This is a genomic window from Methylomonas rhizoryzae (assembly GCF_008632455.1).
GTDB classification, from domain to species: domain Bacteria; phylum Pseudomonadota; class Gammaproteobacteria; order Methylococcales; family Methylomonadaceae; genus Methylomonas; species Methylomonas rhizoryzae.
The window spans coordinates 3844739-3862437 of the sequence record NZ_CP043929.1 but is presented as its reverse complement, the minus strand read 5'-3'; the positions used below and the strand labels follow the sequence as shown (position 1 = coordinate 3862437).

Genomic DNA, 17699 nt, shown 5'->3' with positions numbered 1-17699 from the left:
CTTGGGTGCGATTGATGGACTTAGGATACCGTCACAAATAACGTCCCGAAATTGAAAGAGCAGGATTTATGAAAGGCTATCGGTTTTTGAGTCGCTAGTGCGACGGCCTGGAAGGCCCGAGTCAGCCGACACCCGACACCCGCGTGAATCCTTCGGCGCTCAGCGCGGCAAACGGGATTTGGGTCTAAGAATCCATAAGGCTTGAGAAAATAGGGAAGTTGTTATTAGCGAAATCCTTAGAAGCGCTCGAATTTGTTTAAGTCGACCGGCGCTTTGCCGGGATTGGTTCGCCTCGCCCGCGGTTCGCGCCTTGGGGAGGATTCTCGGTAATGATCGACGAATAGCTCGATAGGCTCTACTTGTTTAAGGGTAAAAAAGCTCATCAAATGTTGCAATTGCTCGGTTTGGCTGGTGGTTTGCTCGGCTGTGGTGGCCAATTGTTCGCTGGCGGCCGCGTTTTGTTGGGTAATACGGCTGATGCGGTTCATGGCAACGTTGATTTGGTGCACGCCGGCCGACTGTTCTTGCGAAGCGGCGGAAATTTCCTGAACCAAATGGGAAGTTCGGTCGATGCCGCTGACGATATCTTCTAACATTTTGCCGGCGATTTCGGCTTTGGCGACGCTATTCTCGGCCAACGTGCCGATTTCCTGGGCTGCGACGCTGCTGCGCTCCGCTAATTTGCGCACTTCGGCGGCGACTACCGCGAAGCCTTTGCCATAGTCGCCGGCCCGGGCCGCCTCTATGGCGGCGTTTAGCGCCAGCATATTGGTTTGATAAGCGATGTCGTCGATGATGCCGATTTTTGCCGCGATGTGTTTCATCGCATCGACGGTGTCTTTAACCGCGATACCTCCTTTAGTCGCTTCGGCGGCGGCAGCGGTCGCGATGCCGTCGGTGATTTTGGCATTCTCGGCGTTTTGCTTGATGCTGGCCGCCATTTGCTCGATGCTGACGCTGGTTTCTTCCACTCCGGCTGATTGTTCGTTGGAATCGCGCGCCAGGGAGTGCGCGGTATCGGCGATTAATTCCGACGCTTGGGCTAGCTGGTTGGTCGCGGCGAGCACTTGAGAAATCGTTTGCGACAATTTGGCGATGGTGTTGTTCACCGTGTCCTTAAAGCTGCCGAGTTGGCCCTGGTAATCCCCCGCCACCGTGCAGGTCAAATCGCCGTGTTCCACCCGCAGCAAGGCGTCGGCCGCTGCGTTGACCGGTAAAATCACCGCATCCAAAGTATTGTTGAAGCCGGCCACCAGTTTACGGAAATCGCCTTGATGTTTGCCGGCGTCCGCCCGTACCTCCAAGCGGCCGGCCAGCGCGGCTTCCACCAGGAGTTGGGCGTCGGCCAACACGGCATGCAGCGCGGTTCGTAAGGTTTGCATGGCAGCCAGCAATTGTCCGGTTTCGTCTTGGTTGCGTGCCTCCAGTTGGAAATCCATATCGCCTTGGGCGATCTTTTGTGCCGCGTCGACGGTAGCCGCCAGCGATTTACCGATATGCCGAGGAAAAAACCAGACGAACAGCAAGCCTAAACTCAGGCCGATGGCGGTAGCAATCGTCATGCCGGCAATGCCCAGTTCGATTTTTTCGGCCGATTGGGTTTGGGTATCCCGGGCCGCTGCGTTGATCAGATCGGTTAATTCGTCTATCACCTGACGGGCCGCTTCGAATGCGGCTTCGCCGCGCTGGTAATTCTCGGGTTTGCCGGCTTCTATCGCCTGCGCGTTCTCCAGGCTTTGTTGCTGCCACGCGCTAAATGCGCTATCGAAGCGGGTTTTGTAAGCCGCCGTATCCGGCAAATCGCTAAGGGCCACAAATTTATCGAAGCGGGTTCTGGCTTGCTGTACATTGTCGCTGCGGAATTGGCTCAGTTTTTCGAAGGCTTCCGAATGCGGTTTCTCTAAGCGTAGCGAACGTTCCGCCACTATCGCTTGATACATGTCGCGGTCGCTTTCCAACAGAACGCCCAAGGCCGGCATTTGCACGCCGCCTAATCGGGTGACTCGCTCGCCTAATAGGTTGATGTAGTGGTAACCAACCCCGGCCACTATGATTAAGGCGATAGACATCAAAGCGATAGGTATGCCGGTTTTGTAACGAATCGATAAATTAAAAAAAATGTTCATGTGTTTTCCACATTCTCGGTGCGAAACGGAAAGCGGGTAACTATTCAGCGCGAAGCACAAATCGCCCCTCCATCAGGAGAAGGCGTAACCGCCTTCTTCACGATAACCGCTGAATAGTCACGAAAGCGCTAGCATTAGAGGTAAATGTAGCAAACAAATGTATTCCGGCTTGGCTGTGAAAATCATAGTGGCAGTGCGTCCTCTTCGCGAACAGCCTTTCGAGTCGCGATTCCACTGTCAATGCTTTTTCATCGGCCGGGGTGAGTGCGATGCTTTCGTGCACGTTAGCCGGCGAGCAGCAATTTCTGGCTTGACGGCCGGCGCGGGGGTATCATCCGGCGCAGCTCCGTTATCCGAGTAAACCGCCATGAAATGGATCAGCCGCATTTTTATCTACAGCCGGGCACTGCTTTTAGTCCTGCTTGTCGCCACAAGTCCGTCGGCATCCGCCGTGACCGGCGCTCTGCCTTGGCCCGATTTCGTCGAGCGATTCGTTGCGGGCTATTTCGAACAGCATCCCGAATTCGCCGCCGATGCCGGTCGTCACGAGTATGACGGGCGTCTGCCGGATTGGAGTGCGGCCGGTTTGCGCAACACCGAAAATTGGCTGGAAGCGCAGCGCGTTCAAGCCTTGGCCTATCCGGATCAAGCGTTGACGCCGCAACAGCGCTTCGAACGCGATTATCTGGTAGCCGTAGTCGGCAAACAGCTGTTTTGGCGGCGTCAAGTCGGCACGCCGTACAAAAATCCGCTGTTTTATTCCCGTGCGCTGGATCCCAACCTATACGTCAACCGTGCTTACGCGCCGCTGCCGGTCCGCATGCAAGCGTTTTTGAACTATGCGGACAATGTGCCTCAAGCCGCCGCGCATATCCGCGCCAACTTGGCCTTACCGTTGCCGCGCAGCTTCATCGACATTGGTAAAACCGTATTCGGCGGCATGGCCAAGTTTTACCAAACCGACGCCAAAGCCGCGTTCGCCGACGTTGCCGATACGGCTTTGCAGCAACGATTTGGCCAAACCGTGCCGAAAGCGGTGCAGGCCATGCTGGACTTGGTGACTTGGCTGGAGCAGCAACGCGCTACGGCGACCGAAGATTTCGCTTTGGGAGCGCAACGGTTTGCGCAAATGCTGAAAGAAACAGAAGGCGTCGACATTCCGTTGCCGCACCTGGAGCAAATGGGCCGGGCCGATTTGCAACGCAACTTAACCGCGTTGCGGCAAGCGTGCGGGCTGTATGCACCCGGCGAGACGACGGCTGAGTGCGTCGCCAAAGCCGAAGCGCATAAACCGGCCGACGGGGCGGTGGCCGCGGCCAATCGGCAGTTGCAGCAACTCAAAGCCTTTGTTGCCGAACGGCATTTGCTGAGCATACCCGGCGACGAAGATGCCGTTGTCGCACCCTCTCCGGCTTATGCCCGTTGGAATTTGGCTTATATCGACATTCCCGGCCCGTTCGAACGCAACTTGCCGTCCATCTATTACGTGGCTCCGCCCGATCCGGCTTGGACAGTCGAAGAGCAAGCCGCCTACGTGCCGGGAGAGGCGAATTTGCTGTTCGTTTCCGCTCACGAAGTCTGGCCGGGGCATTTTCTGCAACATCTGCATGCGCATCGGGCCGGCTCGCCACTAGGCCGCTTATTCACCAGTTATGCGTTTTCGGAAGGCTGGGCCCATTATGTCGAAGAATTGATTTGGGAGGCGGGTTACAGCCACGGCGATCCGGAAACGCATATCGGCCAATTGCTGAACGCCTTGTTGCGCAACGTGCGTTTTTTGTCGGCCATCGGCTTGCATACCCAAGGCATGACGGTTGAACAAGCCGAGCACATGTTTCGCGAACACGCTTTCCGCGATCCAGGCAACGCCCGCCAACAGGCCGCGCGCGGTACCTTCGACCCGGCTTATCTAAACTATACCTTGGGTAAGCTGTTGATTCGGCAATTACGCGACGATTGGACGGCCAAGCGAGGCGGCAAAGCGGCGTGGCCGGCCTTTCACGACGCATTTCTGTCCTACGGTGCGCCGCCGATAGCTATGGTTCGTAAAGCGATGATGGAGGCAGGTGCGAAGCGCTGAGTCAAACGACGCGCAGTCGCGAGGCCGGTTTTGCAAATCGCGACTATGTGTCTGTCCTACCAAGATGTTCAAAGTATTGAGGTTTTTCGGCGGGAGCGACGCCTTCGTCGCGACGAAGGCGTCGCTCCCGCCATGACTTTCAGAGTATAAATTTTGTCGTCGTTCATCCATTCTTGATCGAGGAAAGCCTATGAGTTCCGAAACGATTTTTAGTAAAGTTCCGCCACTGCAAGTTTCCGGCAAATGGCCGATTTATCTGCTCTCGGCAGCTGCCTTGCTGGTCGTCGGTCACTATTGTTTCGGCATCAACGACGCCGGCGAACGCACGGTGGTGCAATACCCCAACGGCACCTTATACGTCAGGTTCAACCCCGGTATTTATTTCAAAGGTTTCGGCAAAACCGAACCGTACTGGGATGTGGCTACCTACGATTTCGACAAGGCCGGCTCGGCCGGTAAAGACAGCGAACATAGTTTATCGGCTAACGGTATATCGGTACGCTATCAGGACGGCGGTACCGGCGTCGTTTACGGCAAAGCGCGTTTTGCCTTGCCTAACGACGAAGAAACGATGATTCGCTTGCACAAAGACTTCCGCAACCGCTATGCCGTCGCCGAAAAATTGATCCGCACGATCACCGAAGAATCGATGAACTTGACCGCGGGCTTGATGACTTCGGAAGAGGCTTATGCGGAAAAGCGCGGAATTTTTACCCAATGGGCTGAACAACAAGTGACCTCCGGCAAGTTTTTTACCGAGTTGAAAGCCGTTACCGAGAAGGAAGAAAGCACCAAAGAGCACATTACCCGTAACATACCGGTCATCAAGTACGGCGAAGACGGCCAGCCGCTGCAGCATTCCAGCGATTTTAAAATGTACGGCATTCTGGTTAACGGCTTTCAAATCACCGATTGGGATTTCGAAAAAAAGACCCTGGAGCAAATTTCCCGCAAACGCGAGGCGACCATGGGCATCATCACCGCCAAAGCCGATGCGGAGCGGGCGCGGCAAGAAGCCTTGACGGCGGAGGAACAGGGTAAGAAAAACGTCATGGTGGACCGTTACGCCAAGGAACAGGAAAAAATCCAGGCCGTAGTCGACGCCGAAAAGGAAAAAGAAGTCGCGGTTACCAAAGCCACTCAGGCGGTGTTGGTCGCCGAGCAAGGCAAACTGGAAGCGGAGCAAAAGCGCTTGGCCGCCATTGCCTATAAAGAAGAGCAACGATTGCGCGGCGAAGGCGATAGCGAATACAAGCGGCTGGTGATGAGTGCGGACGGTGCCTTGACCGCCAAACTGGAGGCCTGGAAAACGGTACACATACGCTATGCCGAAGCGATAGAAAAGCAAAAATGGGTGCCGGAAATTCAAATGGGTGCCGGCGCGACCGGCGGCGGGGCGGCCAACGACTTGATCGAATTGCTGAAAGCGCAAACCGCCAGGGAGTTGAAACTGGATATGAGCATGAAAGGCAATTGATGCCGGCCAGACAAGTGCCGCACGCATGCGGATCGTTTAGATATGCAATGCATGCCTGGGCTGCTTTGTATAATAAGCGCATCTTCCACAGCCGTAGCCGTCTATACCGTGTCAGTCGATATTTGCACCTTTGTCCGTCAAGCCACCGGTGCCAAAACCGCCGCAAAACGGCAGGCCATACAGCGGCTGTGGAGCGGTTACGGCGAGATCGCCCGTTACGCATTGACCGGCGGCGTCTACGACAGCGTGGTCGTCAAGCATGTGCAACTGCCGGAAGGCAAAGCCGTCGGCGACTTGTCCCACCAACGCAAGGTACGTTCCTATCAAGTGGAAACCGTTTGGTACGATCGATGGGCCGGACGTTGCAATGGCGTTTGTCGGGTAGCGCACGGCTTGGCATGCGCGGATTTCGGCGGCGAAGTGGTCATGGTGTTGGAGGATCTGGATGCCGCCGGCTATTCGCGCCGCAGGCGTCGCGTCAGCGAGTGCGACATCGTCGCCTGTTTACGCTGGCTGGCCGAATTTCACGTCAATTTCCTGGGTGAAGCGCCGGAAGGCCTGTGGCCTATCGGCAGCTATTGGCATCTGGATACCCGCCTGGATGAATGGCTGGTATTGGACGACCCACCGTTGAAAAGGGCCGCGGCGGCCATAGACCGCGCGCTAAAAGCCAGTCCGTATCAAACCCTGATTCACGGCGATGCCAAACTGGACAACTTTTGTTTCGCAGATCACGGGGTAGGCGTTGCGGCAGTGGACTTTCAATATGTCGGCGGCGGCCCCGGCATCAAGGACGTCGCTTATTTCATCGACAGCTGTTTGCCGCCGGACGCATGCGAACGCCGCGAAACCGAATTGTTGGATGTTTACTTCGCCGAACTACGCCGGTCGCTGCATACACACGGCAAATCCGCGAAAGCCGAGGCGCTAATTACCGACTGGCGCGCCCTATACCCAGTCGCCTGGACCGATTTTCACCGTTTTTTAAAAGGCTGGAGCCCCGGGCATTGGCCAAGAGACAGTTATAGCGAGCGCACTGCTAGTCGGGTTATCCGGCAATTAATACCAGAAGTCGGGTATGGACCTATCCGCGAATGATTTAGGGCTATTTGCCAATTAGGCTTGCAAGACAACCTAAGGGGGCTTTAGCATTGAATCTAATAACATGGTTGGAATTTGGTCATCGGGAAATGATCGCGTTGTTACGGCCCTAAGTTGCCGCAAAATATTTAATTTGTGTTGACAACGATCGGTCAATAAGCTGTCAACCGCTTAGGGTACGCACCGCATACCATTTACGGAACTTCCAATGAGCCAAACACAACAATGGTACGCGGTACGTACCCTACTTGGTTTATAGCACTAACGGAATAACTCTGGTACAGTTTTACACCGTTTCTTATGTTGATTGTCACGGAGGTTGGCATGGACAGCTGTTTATCCGAGAGAGTCTTTTCAATCATTACGAATATATTTTGATAAATTTTCACCAGTTTAAGGAACCTCTGATTAATTAGCGGCAAGCGATATAAATCGACAACAGTCCTGCTTTCGAGATAACGCACATGGAACCGTATCAACAGCTGAGTTTTGCCGATGCCGAATAGGCCAACAAAGGTAAACTGACACGGCGCGAAAAGTTTCTGAACCAACTCGAAGACCTGTTGCCGTAGTCGGTCATGTGCGCGGTGATCGAACCCCGTTACGCATCGGGTAAAGGACGCGGCCGCAAGCCGTTTGCCCTGAATGCCATGCAGCATGTGCACGTGGCACAGATTGTCTATAACTACTCCGATCCTGACATGGAAGACGCGCTCTATGAGATTGAATCGCTACGGCGCTTTTGCGGCATTCGTCTGGAAGCCGTGCCGGACGAAAGCACGATCTTGCAATATCGGCATTTGCTGGAACAGCACGGCTTGAGCGAGCAAATCTTCGAAGAGATCAACCAAACGCCGGGTGAACGCGGGCTGTTTTTGAGAGCTGGCATCGACAATCGTGCCAGCCTGATTGCCGCACCGACCTCAACTAAAAATCAAACCAAGGCGCGTGATCCCGAGATGCATTCGAGTAAAAAAGGCAATCAATGGTTTTTCGGCAGCAAATTTCACATCGGCGTCGATAGCGAAACCGGCTTGGTGCATACGCTCAAAGTCACCGCAGGAAATGTGAGCGACGTGGCTGAAGCGGCCAACCTGCTGCACGGCGAAGAGCACTTCGTGCACGGTGACGCCGGCTATCAAAGCTTGGACCGACGCCCCGAGATGCCAACCGAAAATCCGCCCGCCTGCGTGATTGCGATGCGTCTGGGTAAACTGAAAAAGTTGACTCAAGACGAGAGCACGGCGGCCAAAATACTGCGAGACGCCGCCAGAGAGCTGGCCAGCCGTCGCGCCGAGGTTGAGCACGTGTTTTGGGCTATTAAAATCCGCTTTGGTTACGCCAAGAATCGCTATCGCGGTTTAGCCAAAAACGCCGCCCGATTAACCTTTTTGACCGCGATTGCCAATGTGCTGCGCGGTGAGGCGCATGAACGTCGATGCCTGATTGCGTCTGCCATTTGAAAATAGACTCCCAAAACCGCTGTTTTTCAAGAAAAACCGGCTGTTTTGATAAAAATCAGTCGATTATTGAAGTTTTTGACCAGCCTTAGAAATGACTGTTGCTCAAAACGGCTGTTTTTCAGAGGTTCCTTAACAACTACTAACTAAACACATCCAACTGTTTTAAAAATTGATGCTGGCTGTAATGCATACATCATCTGCCATAAAAATTTACGCCAGCATACTTTTTAAAATGATTGAAAATTTTCACATAACTACTTTAGACTTATTTATGACAAAAAATATTAATTTAGCATGCGTAGTTTTAATTATCTTATTTTTGAAAACAGCCTTAGCCCAAGAAAACGCTATAATTATAGCCGAAGAAAACATTAAATCTAGCTTTTCGAATTTCACTTTACCAATGCCCGTAGCATTAAAAATAAATTTGACAAATGGCACAAGAAGCATAATTAGCCAATCAAAAAGCCAAGACTTTGAAAACCCTACTCCAGATAGAAGTTGGGGGCTTGTTTCTGCACTAGCTGTCGAGTCCAATGGCAATCTAGTTGTTGCATCGAATCTCAGCAATGGATTGCCTGAGAGTTATGGACATATCTCTCTCCACAGGATCGACTCCAAAACTGGAAATAGGAAATTAATTAGTGACTTCAATAACTCAGATCAAGGTGTATTGCGGCAACTTAGCAAAGTTTATGATATTGCAATTGACAAAACAGGAAATGCTATTATTTCCACAAGTTCAAGCGAAAACTCCACTAAAAATCTGTTATTATCAGTTGACTTAAGCAATGGCAAAAGAGAAATAATAAGCGACGGAGATCGATTGTCTCAGGGCCCTGGAAAGGGATTTCGTTCCATTGCAATTACGTCAGAAAACGCAATAATCACTGATTATATTGGAAACATATATCAAATTGATAAAAACATAGGCGCCAGATCAATCTTGAGCGACTTGAACAATGTTTTACAAGGCCCTATTATTTTTGGATTACCTCAGACACAGTATCTTGGATTCTGGGATATTCAAGTATCTCTACCCAGGTATCCACTAACCGTAGACTCCAGCGGAAATATATTTGGCGTACTTCCTGGAGTAGGTCTCGACAACTATGGAATACTTGTTTCTATAAACCCCGCAACAGGTTATAGGAAAATAATTAGCGACTTTGGAGATAATTCACAAGGCCAAATAATATATAATCCAATTAATATTAAAGCAACCAGCGCTGGACAAATATTAGTCTTAGATGATGGTGGAAATATTACTGGCGGAGCCCTCTTTAGTATTGATAGGTCGAATGGCTATAGGTCGTTGATTTCAGATTTTTCAAGTTCTAAGCAAGGTCCAGGAAAAAAACCAGTAGCACTTGCAGTGGGCAATATAGGAGACACTGAAAATCTAGGTTACCTTAACGATATTGGCTTCGATTTTGTGGCATCAAATAGCTCTGTTACAATCGGAGAAAATTTATCCTTATCCACTAGTTTAGTTAACAATACCGATGCAACTCTCACCAACACAAAACTCTCGATAAATCTACCAAAAAATCTAAAATCTATAACAGTTACATCTAGCCAAGGCTCTTGTAAAGGAAAAACAAAAGTCCAATGCAAATTTAATACCATTTCTGCGGGAGCTTCTGTAAGTGTGACAATTGAGACTGTTGTGAATAAAGCTTACAAAAAACCAAAAACAGTATCAGGTAAAGCAAGAATTGCTTTTACTATGCCAAAACATATAACTTACGGGAAACTAAAGGCATTCTCTAAAACTTCGAAAGCCGAATTTATACTTACGCCTAATTAATGGTTCTGTAGCAAAGTTGCCGCTGACCTTGGATAATAGTTTAGATTTGAACGGCCGTACGGCGGGTAAACCGTTGGTGTAAGGTGGATTCGCGAAGCAATCCACCATTGATGGCTTTCGATATGCCCGCGCTGCTTGATCGTGCATTTGAGGTTTTGGCGGATTGTCGCTATCGCTCCGAATCCGCCCTACGCTTGATTTGAGTTGGCGGATTTTGGATTAACCACGTTTTGTTGTCGGGGGTGGCGCTGCCGAATTATCGACGGGTTTTTGTGGCGGGCGGGTGTTATTTTTTCACGGTGAATCTGCTGGAACGCCGTTTGACGCTACTCACTGATCACATCGACCTGCTGCGCGATTCGGTGCGCCGCGTGAAGCGACTGTATCCGTTTTATATCGACGCCTGGGTGGTACTACCGGATCACATGCACATGGTATTGACCCTGCCAGCGGATACCGCTGATTTCTCAGTTCGTCTGCGGCTGATGAAACTGTTGTTCGCCAAAGGGTTACCGCGCAGCGAACGCCTATCGGCGACCCGTCGCAATCGCAACGAACGCGGCATATGGCAGCGGAGGTTCTGGGAGCATGCAATACGCGACGATCGGGATTATTCCAGGCATATCGACTATTGCCATTGGAATCCCGTGAAACATGGCTACGTAAATCAATTAAGCGAGTGGCCTTATTCGACCGTTCATCGCGATGTGCGCAACGCGCTTTTAGCGTCCGACTGGGTCGGTTTCACAGAATCTTCGGATGCTGAATTTGGCGAAGTTAATCGTTGAGCGGAACGAGGTCGCTTGTGCGAATACTTGATTTAAGCTTGCTGCAGCAATGCGCGATTGCCGCCGCTTATCGGGCCGGACACTATATCGCCAGACACGCCGCCAGCGACGTTGCCGTCCGCACCAAAACCGGCCACCACAGCTTGGCTTCGCAAGTGGTGACCGAAATCGACCACAATAGCCAAGCGCTGATCCGGCAAACCTTGCAAGCCGCCAGCGAGCGCTTCGATTTGGCTTGGCTGGGCGAGGAAAGCCCGGACGACGGGGAACGCTTGCGCAAAGACTATTTTTGGTGCGTAGACCCGCTGGACGGAACCTTGCCGTTTATCGAGGGTATTCCCGGTTATTCGGTATCGATTGCCTTGGTTAGCAAAGACGGCACGCCGTGCTTGGGCGTGGTGTACGACCCGTTGAGCCAAACCCTGTACCACGCCGTCAAAGGCGGCGGCGCGTTTAGCAACGAACAGCCGTTATGCGTCCCCGGCAGCGAGTCCACTACCCTAACCTTCATCACCGACAAAAGTTTCGCTAACGAAGCTTTGTATCAAGCCACCGTCAACCGGCTGCAAGGGATGGCCGTGCAACTAGGCTACACCGGCTCTCGCCTGGTTTTGCAAGGCGGGGCGGCATTGAATGCCTGCCAAGTGCTCGCAGCCCCGGCTTGCTATTTCAAATTCCCCAAACTCCAAACCGGCGGCGGCAGCGTTTGGGATTACGCGGCCACCGCCTGTTTATTCGGCGAAGCCGGTGCGCCGGTCGCCGACATCTGCGGCCGGTCGCTCGATTTGAACCCGCCGGAGTCCACCTTTCTAAACCATTGCGGCGTGTTGTACAGCAGCGACAGGCACATAGCGGACGCCATGGTCAGCCTGTATCGAGAGTTGTCAGGCCGCTTGCTTGTATAAATGGGTTTAAAGCTTGATCGCTTCGACGGAAGCGGCATTGATGAACGCCTGCCAGGTTGGATTCGGCGCCCATATTTGTTGCAGCGGGAAGCGGGCTTCTTCGTCGGTGTGAGCCAAATGCAAGCGTCGGTACAAATAGACGAAAACCGAAGCACGCATGTTTTTGGCGCAATGCAGCCAAATTCGGCGCCCGGCGTAAGCGTCGGCCGTGGCAAAGAAATCGTGCAATTGCTCTAGCTTTGGTGCTTGCCAATCGACCGGAATCTGCAGGTAATTGATGCCCAGGCCGGTGATTAATTCCGCCTCGCCGGGCAGTGCATTGCTGGCGCTCGGCGGTGCCAAATTGATCACCAAGGCGATGTGCAATTGCGGCAAACGGGCGATGTCGCGAGCCGACAGCTGTCCGGAACTCCACAGCCAGTCGAAGACCCGGTAAACGTTTTCGGCGTCGAATTCTCTTGCGTCGCTGTCCATTTTTACTCCTTTGGGTGAGGTTGGCTTTGCAGCCGATGACCTGTTGCGGCGACCGGGAAGCTGCTGGCGCCGACGACAATGATCGAGCCCGTTCCGCGCAAAACCACGGCCCGGTATACCACGCCGGGCCGGGGCCGCTTTGAGCGTCGCGTTAGCCTTTTATACACAAGACTTGTTTCAAGGTGTGCACCACTTCGACCAAATCGCTTTGGTTTTCCATCACCTGATCGATCGCTTTGTAAGCGCCGGGCAATTCGTCGACGATGCCTAGGTCTTTGCGGCACTCCACGCCGGCAGTTTGCTCCACGGCGTGCCGTTCGTCGAATAAGCGTCGGGCGGCGCTGCGGCTCATGCGCCGCCCGGCCCCGTGCGAACAGGAACAAAACGCTTGCGGATTACCCTTGCCGCGCACGATGTAGGATTTATCGCCCATGCTGCCGGGGATGATGCCGAGTTCGCCGTCGCCGGCTCGAATCGCCCCCTTTCGGGTAATCCATAACCACGCGCCGAAATGCTGCTCCCGCGCGACATAGTTATGGTGGCAATTCACCGCCTCTTTAGTCACCCCGAATTTAGGCAGTTTCTTACGCAAGGCCTCGGCGATCAAATGCAGCATCTCGCGCCTATTGGCCGATGCGTAATCCTGAGCCCAGCTCACCGCCTGCAGATAATCGTCGTAATGCCGGGCGCCTTCGCTGAAATATGCCAAATCTTTGTCCGGCAATTGCAGCAAATGCCGGCCCATATCCTTGCGCGCCAAGCCGATAAAATATTCGCCTATGGCGTTACCGATACCGCGACTGCCGGAATGTAGCATCAACCAGACCTCCTGGTTTTCGTCCAAGCACAATTCGATGAAATGATTGCCGCCGCCCAAGGTACCGATTTGGCGGATCCAGGTTTGGTAAGGTTTCTTTTGTTGGGCCTGTAATTTCGGATGTTTTTGCAACAGCGCGTGTAAACCGCCGGATAAGGCGCGTATTGTCGATTCCCGTGCCTTGTCCTGTTTGTGCATGGCAAATCCGACCGGTATCGCCGCTTCGATATGCAAGCGCAAGGCCCGCAAATTATCCGGCAAATCCTTGGCTTTGAGCGACAAGCGAACCGCATGCATGCCGCAGCCGATATCCACCCCGACCGCCGCCGGAATGATGGCCCCGCGAGTCGGAATCACCGCACCCACGGCGGCGCCCTTGCCTAAATGCACGTCCGGCATCGCGGCGATATGGCTATGAATAAACGGCAGCTGCGACAAGTTGTACAGTTGCTGTAGTGCGTCGGATTCCACATCGTCGGTAAAAATTTTAACCGGGACCTTGCCTTTGCTGATAGTGCGTTTTATCGGCATGGCTGATCCTCCCGGCCAGTGCCGTACAGATAATCCAGACACAGCAACGGCATGCGTTTGCGGCGAAAATGCCGGGCTAATTCAGTACGCAACCAGGCTTGGCCGTGTTTGAAAGCTTGCCTTAGTACGTGTTGCCGGTTCGGTTCAAGATTGCACGCCACGATTACCCGCAGACGCCGACCTTCATCCTCGGAAAGCACTGAAATAATATTCAATTCGCGCAAGATAGGGTTAGTCGCCTCGCCGGCCAAAATCAGCGGCAACAAGCGCTCCACTTCCTTGCAAAACCGGTGGGCTTGCCGGCAATCGCTGTGAAGCTTGCGTCCGCGTTTTTCGTAGCGCGGATCTTGACCGTCGTCCGCGCGCCATTCGGCACACAATCGCGCCGGGTTTTTCCCGATTCGGGATGATGAATTCATAAAAACTCCCAAAGCCGCGGCGCCAAACAAGCGAAAGCTTGCCTGCGGTACGCCGCGGCGTAGAAAAAATACTGGAATGGTTGGGAGCCCCGGTCGAATCAACCGGAAAATGTCTTACCGGCGAGAAACGAACCCGAGGCTAAAGCATGCGGCAATATCGGACATAGCGAGCCTCCTGAGATTGGTGGATGAGAAAGCGCAGCATTCTAAACGATAGTCTATGTAAGTCAATAAAATGCGGCTATTTGCATTCCGAGGTTGGAATGAAAGCCACTGGGATGTAATGTTGAGTCCGGTGATTTGACCGGATTGCAGTTCTTGGAGAATTCACCGTTTGGTAGGACAAGGCATGATCGTCTTGTCCCGACCCGTTGCGGTCTATCGTCTAATCTGATTCAATGACCGCAATTTGATGTTTACCAGTCATGCCTACTAGGTTCCGATGATATACAGACGGGAAAATCATATGTTAATCAATAAATTATCGGTTCGAGGATTAATTTTCGGTAGATATACAGAACTATCTAATTACTAGTTAGGTCCTTCATATGCGCATACCCTCAAGACTCATGCCGCGAGTAGCACGAAAGCCTACCTCTTTGGGAGCGTTGGGTATTCTCGCCGTTCTACTGGCCTCGTTTGCATACTTGCTCTGGCAGCACCCAATACCCGTTCTTTGTTTCGTTGCTTTTTTCGGCGCAATCTCTGTCATCGAAACTAAGCGAGCCAAAGCCCACTTAAGCAAACTCGCCGCGCAACGTACCGGTGAATCCATATGCACGTTCGCCCGCGAAGCAAGCTGCCGGGCTAACGACACTTGGGTGGTTCGTGCAGTCTATGAGCAGGTTCAATCCTATCTTGGCTCTGAGTTTCAGTCCTTTCCCCTTAGGTGGAATGACTCGTTCGAGAAAGACCTCAAGATCGATATAGAAGATGTCGAAGCTGTCATTGCATCAGAGGTCGCGGAACGCACAAGGCGTAATTTCTCGGAAACGACGGGAAACCCAATGTATGCCAAGGTCAATACCGTTGGTGATTTGGTTCTCTTTTTTTGTGCTCAGCCAATTGAAAATGGCCGAGCCTAACATTGCGCTCAACCGGAGCGCGGTTACAATGCGGTTTTATTTTTTCAGCTTTCCGTGCCGCGCCCGGTTAGCTCTACGTTAGGTGACAAGAAATGGAATTAACCATCACCAGTGTTGACTACGCTCCTGAAGAGTTATACGACCAAGTGCCGATTGTTGTGAAATTGTTGAGAGAGATACCTGGTGAGGATCGGCCAGACTATTGGCTGGGTGAAGCAAAAAACCCTATAAAATGGATTCATGAAAATCATGAGAAAGAAATTAAACATCTTGTCCTTGCGGCTAGGTGGGAAGGAACACGGATAGAACCGAATGCCAAGGATTTACCTGTGGGCATTGCATACGTCACGGACCAATCGTTGCTAAATGACTCAAGATTGAATTTTTCTAAATGTTCCTATGTAGCAATCGGCATCTCACATGAAACAAGTAGCGGAGAACCAATTGAGAAAAATAATAATATTCTCGCAGGAACGATCGGAAAATTATTCGGTGTGGGAAATAGGTCGTGAGAGTATTGTCACCTAACAAGCGCTTCGAGGCGGACACGCAAAAGCGGCGCGCCGCTCAAGCATTTCGTTAGGCAATCAACACAGAAAACTTAGCATTATAAGGAGGTGGTTTTATTGACCAAACTTTTGAATTAGCCCCAATCGTTCATGCCTGCGTTTCGGCCAATATGTTTGGGGCAGGCCCAATACCCACGACCATCCGTAATCAATAATAGAGTCGACTTTCCGCTGAAAGAGGAAAAGCATGTGATGCTGTCAATTTTCTTCAGTCCTGGAAATTTATTGGGCCGCTCTTTATTTAACCCTCGTTTTAGGGGAGTCGCTTCTGGGGACTACTCGGCTTCCCGCCTTGCAGCGGTAGCGCATCTTTTTTCTTGTATGGCTACGGCTTTAGGTGTAATTTCTTAACCTAACACAGCGGTCAAAGGGACGCGCCGCGCCAAGGCGGTTTTGAAGGTTGGTTTTTGAATCGGGTTCGGCGGCTTCGCTTGGCTTCCTTAGGCGGCGCGCCCCTCACCTTAACGTTAAACGAGTAATATCCGACATAAATCGGCCATTCAGAAACCAACCTCAAAGGCCTGAAATTAGCCGTTAACGAGCATTGCTCTCAACCAACTTTTGCGCCTAACGATCATGAAGATCTGGCAATCGCCCAGGCAAATTAAAGGTCGTTTGGCAGGAGCAATGCATAGTTGCGAAGATGGCCTTGCGAGTCGCGGCTTTCTGTTGCTCCGCCATGGCTTTCAGAGTAACGTTCATGAAGGCTGGGCATCGCCCCGGCAAATGAAAGTCGACGTTGCTCTGTCGCTAGTGTCTTGGGGGGGCTGCCTCGTGACTTTCAGAGTAACAAGCTATTGCACCCAGCTACCATCCCAACCGTGTTTTGCTCAAAACGGTGCAGTCTGAAAACATGAGTCGCGCTGATTTTTAACCCTAGAATGCTAATAGCCCAAAATGCGTGCGGCCAAGTAAGCGCAAGTTTGGCGGATGAGTGCGCTCCGACCGTCATTGCGGCGCGCCGAAGCCGTGACCCTGGCAGGTAACGATGGTATTGCCGTTTACTTTACTACCGTCCGGGCAAATGGTGTTGTTGAAGCGGGTGTTGGCGTCGTAAAGCACCGAATCGCCGCCTGTGGCATTGGTCAAATCGGCATACGACAAATCCGCGCCGCTAAAGTCGGCACCGGCTAGCTTGGTTGAGCCCAAATAGGCGTAGCGCACGTCCGCCTGGTAAAAGTTGGCCCCCTCCAAATTAGCGGACCCTAATGCCGCATGCACCAGGTTCGCTTGATAGAGCGATGCCAGATTCAAATTGGCGCTGTCCAACACCACGCCGCGCATATCCGCATGCGACAGATCCGCCAAATAGAGGGAGGCATTGATCAAATTGGCGTAAACCAGTGTTGCGGCCGGAAAAAACGCCACTTCCAGATTGGCCGACGGCCATAACACCCCGGTCATGTCGGCGCCGTCGAAATGCACCGACGCGGCTTGCAACGGCGTGGTAAAGGCGGTGGACGATTGCGACAGATTCGCTCCCCTGAAACTGGCGCCGACGTCGCCGCCGTTCACACTCAGCGATACCCCGGTCGCATCTTCGGAGTCGTTGCCGCTGCCGAGTTTTGCGCCGACTAAATTGGCGCCGGTCAAATTGACGTCGCCCAAATCGCCGGCCAAGGTGGCGTTGACCAGCCGCGCGGCTCGCAAGTCCAAACTGCGCAATTTCGCGGCGGCGCCGGAAAAATCGCAGCCGACCAAATTTGCGCCGCTGGCCGGATTGTCGCAATCCGCCGCGTTGCCGGAACCGCCGGATGTGCCGCTACCCAGGATTTTTCGCCAATGCGAGCTGACTTGGTCCGGTTGTAAGTCCTGATTTTTGGATTTCAAGCTTTGATACAAGGTGTCGTTATAGCTCACCACGTCGCCTTTGCGGTATTTCTGCTGCTGGTCCCAAACGCCTAGGAACACCATGTTGATGCGGGTGGCGCCGGCTGCGTCGGCCACTAGCGGGGCCAGGCATAAGGAAATCAACAAAGTACTGCGTTTTAACGGTAGTTTCATGAGAGTCGTCTAAGAATGGCGGCCACCCGTATTACCCGCTGCAACCACAA

Annotated in this window: 14 protein-coding genes; 9 read left to right on the top strand and 5 right to left on the bottom strand. The window is 52.5% G+C overall.

Features of this window, described 5'->3' with window-relative positions; all coding sequences use genetic code 11:
- Positions 1 to 236: 236 nt before the first annotated feature.
- On the bottom strand, positions 237 to 2126 hold the full coding sequence (locus F1E05_RS17145; protein ID WP_150050605.1) for a HAMP domain-containing methyl-accepting chemotaxis protein: 1890 nt from the start codon (positions 2124 to 2126) through the stop codon (positions 237 to 239).
- A gap of 367 nt (positions 2127 to 2493) precedes the next feature.
- On the opposite strand from F1E05_RS17145, the gene F1E05_RS17140 reads away from it, so the two are divergent.
- The 7 genes from F1E05_RS17140 (at position 2494) to F1E05_RS17110 (ending at position 11750) form a co-directional block, all read left to right on the top strand.
- Complete coding sequence (locus F1E05_RS17140) at positions 2494 to 4206, top strand: DUF885 domain-containing protein (protein ID WP_150050603.1); 1713 nt, start codon at positions 2494 to 2496, stop codon at positions 4204 to 4206.
- A gap of 190 nt (positions 4207 to 4396) precedes the next feature.
- Entirely contained in the window at positions 4397 to 5683 is a 1287-nt protein-coding gene (locus F1E05_RS17135) for an SPFH domain-containing protein (protein ID WP_150050601.1), read from the top strand.
- A gap of 108 nt (positions 5684 to 5791) precedes the next feature.
- Positions 5792 to 6781: an ecdysteroid 22-kinase family protein gene (locus tag F1E05_RS17130; protein WP_232056693.1), complete on the top strand. Its 990-nt coding sequence runs from the start codon at positions 5792 to 5794 to the stop codon at positions 6779 to 6781.
- 581 nt (positions 6782 to 7362) lie between these two features.
- A complete protein-coding gene (locus F1E05_RS17125) occupies positions 7363 to 8247 on the top strand; it encodes an IS5 family transposase (RefSeq protein WP_150050599.1) in 885 nt (294 codons plus the stop codon).
- A 271-nt stretch (positions 8248 to 8518) separates the two neighbouring features.
- A complete protein-coding gene (locus tag F1E05_RS17120; RefSeq protein WP_150050598.1) occupies positions 8519 to 10057 on the top strand; it encodes a DUF11 domain-containing protein in 1539 nt (512 codons plus the stop codon).
- Positions 10058 to 10305: 248 nt separating this feature from the next.
- Positions 10306 to 10845: an REP-associated tyrosine transposase gene (locus tag F1E05_RS17115; protein ID WP_150052063.1), complete on the top strand. Its 540-nt coding sequence runs from the start codon at positions 10306 to 10308 to the stop codon at positions 10843 to 10845.
- Between the two features lie 17 nt (positions 10846 to 10862).
- Entirely contained in the window at positions 10863 to 11750 is an 888-nt protein-coding gene (locus F1E05_RS17110) for a 3'(2'),5'-bisphosphate nucleotidase CysQ family protein (RefSeq protein WP_150050596.1), read from the top strand.
- 6 nt (positions 11751 to 11756) lie between these two features.
- Here F1E05_RS17110 and F1E05_RS17105 read toward each other — a convergent pair whose 3' ends face one another.
- The 3 genes from F1E05_RS17105 to F1E05_RS17095 form a co-directional block, all read right to left on the bottom strand.
- On the bottom strand, positions 11757 to 12224 hold the full coding sequence (locus F1E05_RS17105; protein ID WP_150050594.1) for a protein tyrosine phosphatase family protein: 468 nt from the start codon (positions 12222 to 12224) through the stop codon (positions 11757 to 11759).
- Between the two features lie 151 nt (positions 12225 to 12375).
- Positions 12376 to 13572 (bottom strand): RtcB family protein, encoded by a 1197-nt coding sequence (locus F1E05_RS17100; protein ID WP_150050592.1) that lies wholly within the window; start codon positions 13570 to 13572, stop codon positions 12376 to 12378.
- A complete protein-coding gene (locus F1E05_RS17095; protein WP_150050590.1) occupies positions 13563 to 13991 on the bottom strand; it encodes a hypothetical protein in 429 nt (142 codons plus the stop codon). The genes F1E05_RS17100 and F1E05_RS17095 overlap by 10 nt, the downstream gene beginning before the upstream one ends.
- Positions 13992 to 14560: 569 nt before the next feature.
- Between F1E05_RS17095 and F1E05_RS17090 the strand changes: the two genes are divergently transcribed.
- Positions 14561 to 15076: a hypothetical protein gene (locus tag F1E05_RS17090; protein WP_232056692.1), complete on the top strand. Its 516-nt coding sequence runs from the start codon at positions 14561 to 14563 to the stop codon at positions 15074 to 15076.
- Between the two features lie 92 nt (positions 15077 to 15168).
- Positions 15169 to 15588 (top strand): hypothetical protein, encoded by a 420-nt coding sequence (locus tag F1E05_RS17085; protein WP_150050587.1) that lies wholly within the window; start codon positions 15169 to 15171, stop codon positions 15586 to 15588.
- A 1005-nt stretch (positions 15589 to 16593) separates the two neighbouring features.
- Here F1E05_RS17085 and F1E05_RS17080 read toward each other — a convergent pair.
- Positions 16594 to 17649 carry a pentapeptide repeat-containing protein gene (locus F1E05_RS17080; protein ID WP_150050585.1) on the bottom strand — a complete coding sequence of 352 codons (1056 nt, stop codon included), beginning with the start codon at positions 17647 to 17649 and terminating at the stop codon, positions 16594 to 16596.
- Between the last annotated feature and the right edge of the window lie 50 nt (positions 17650 to 17699).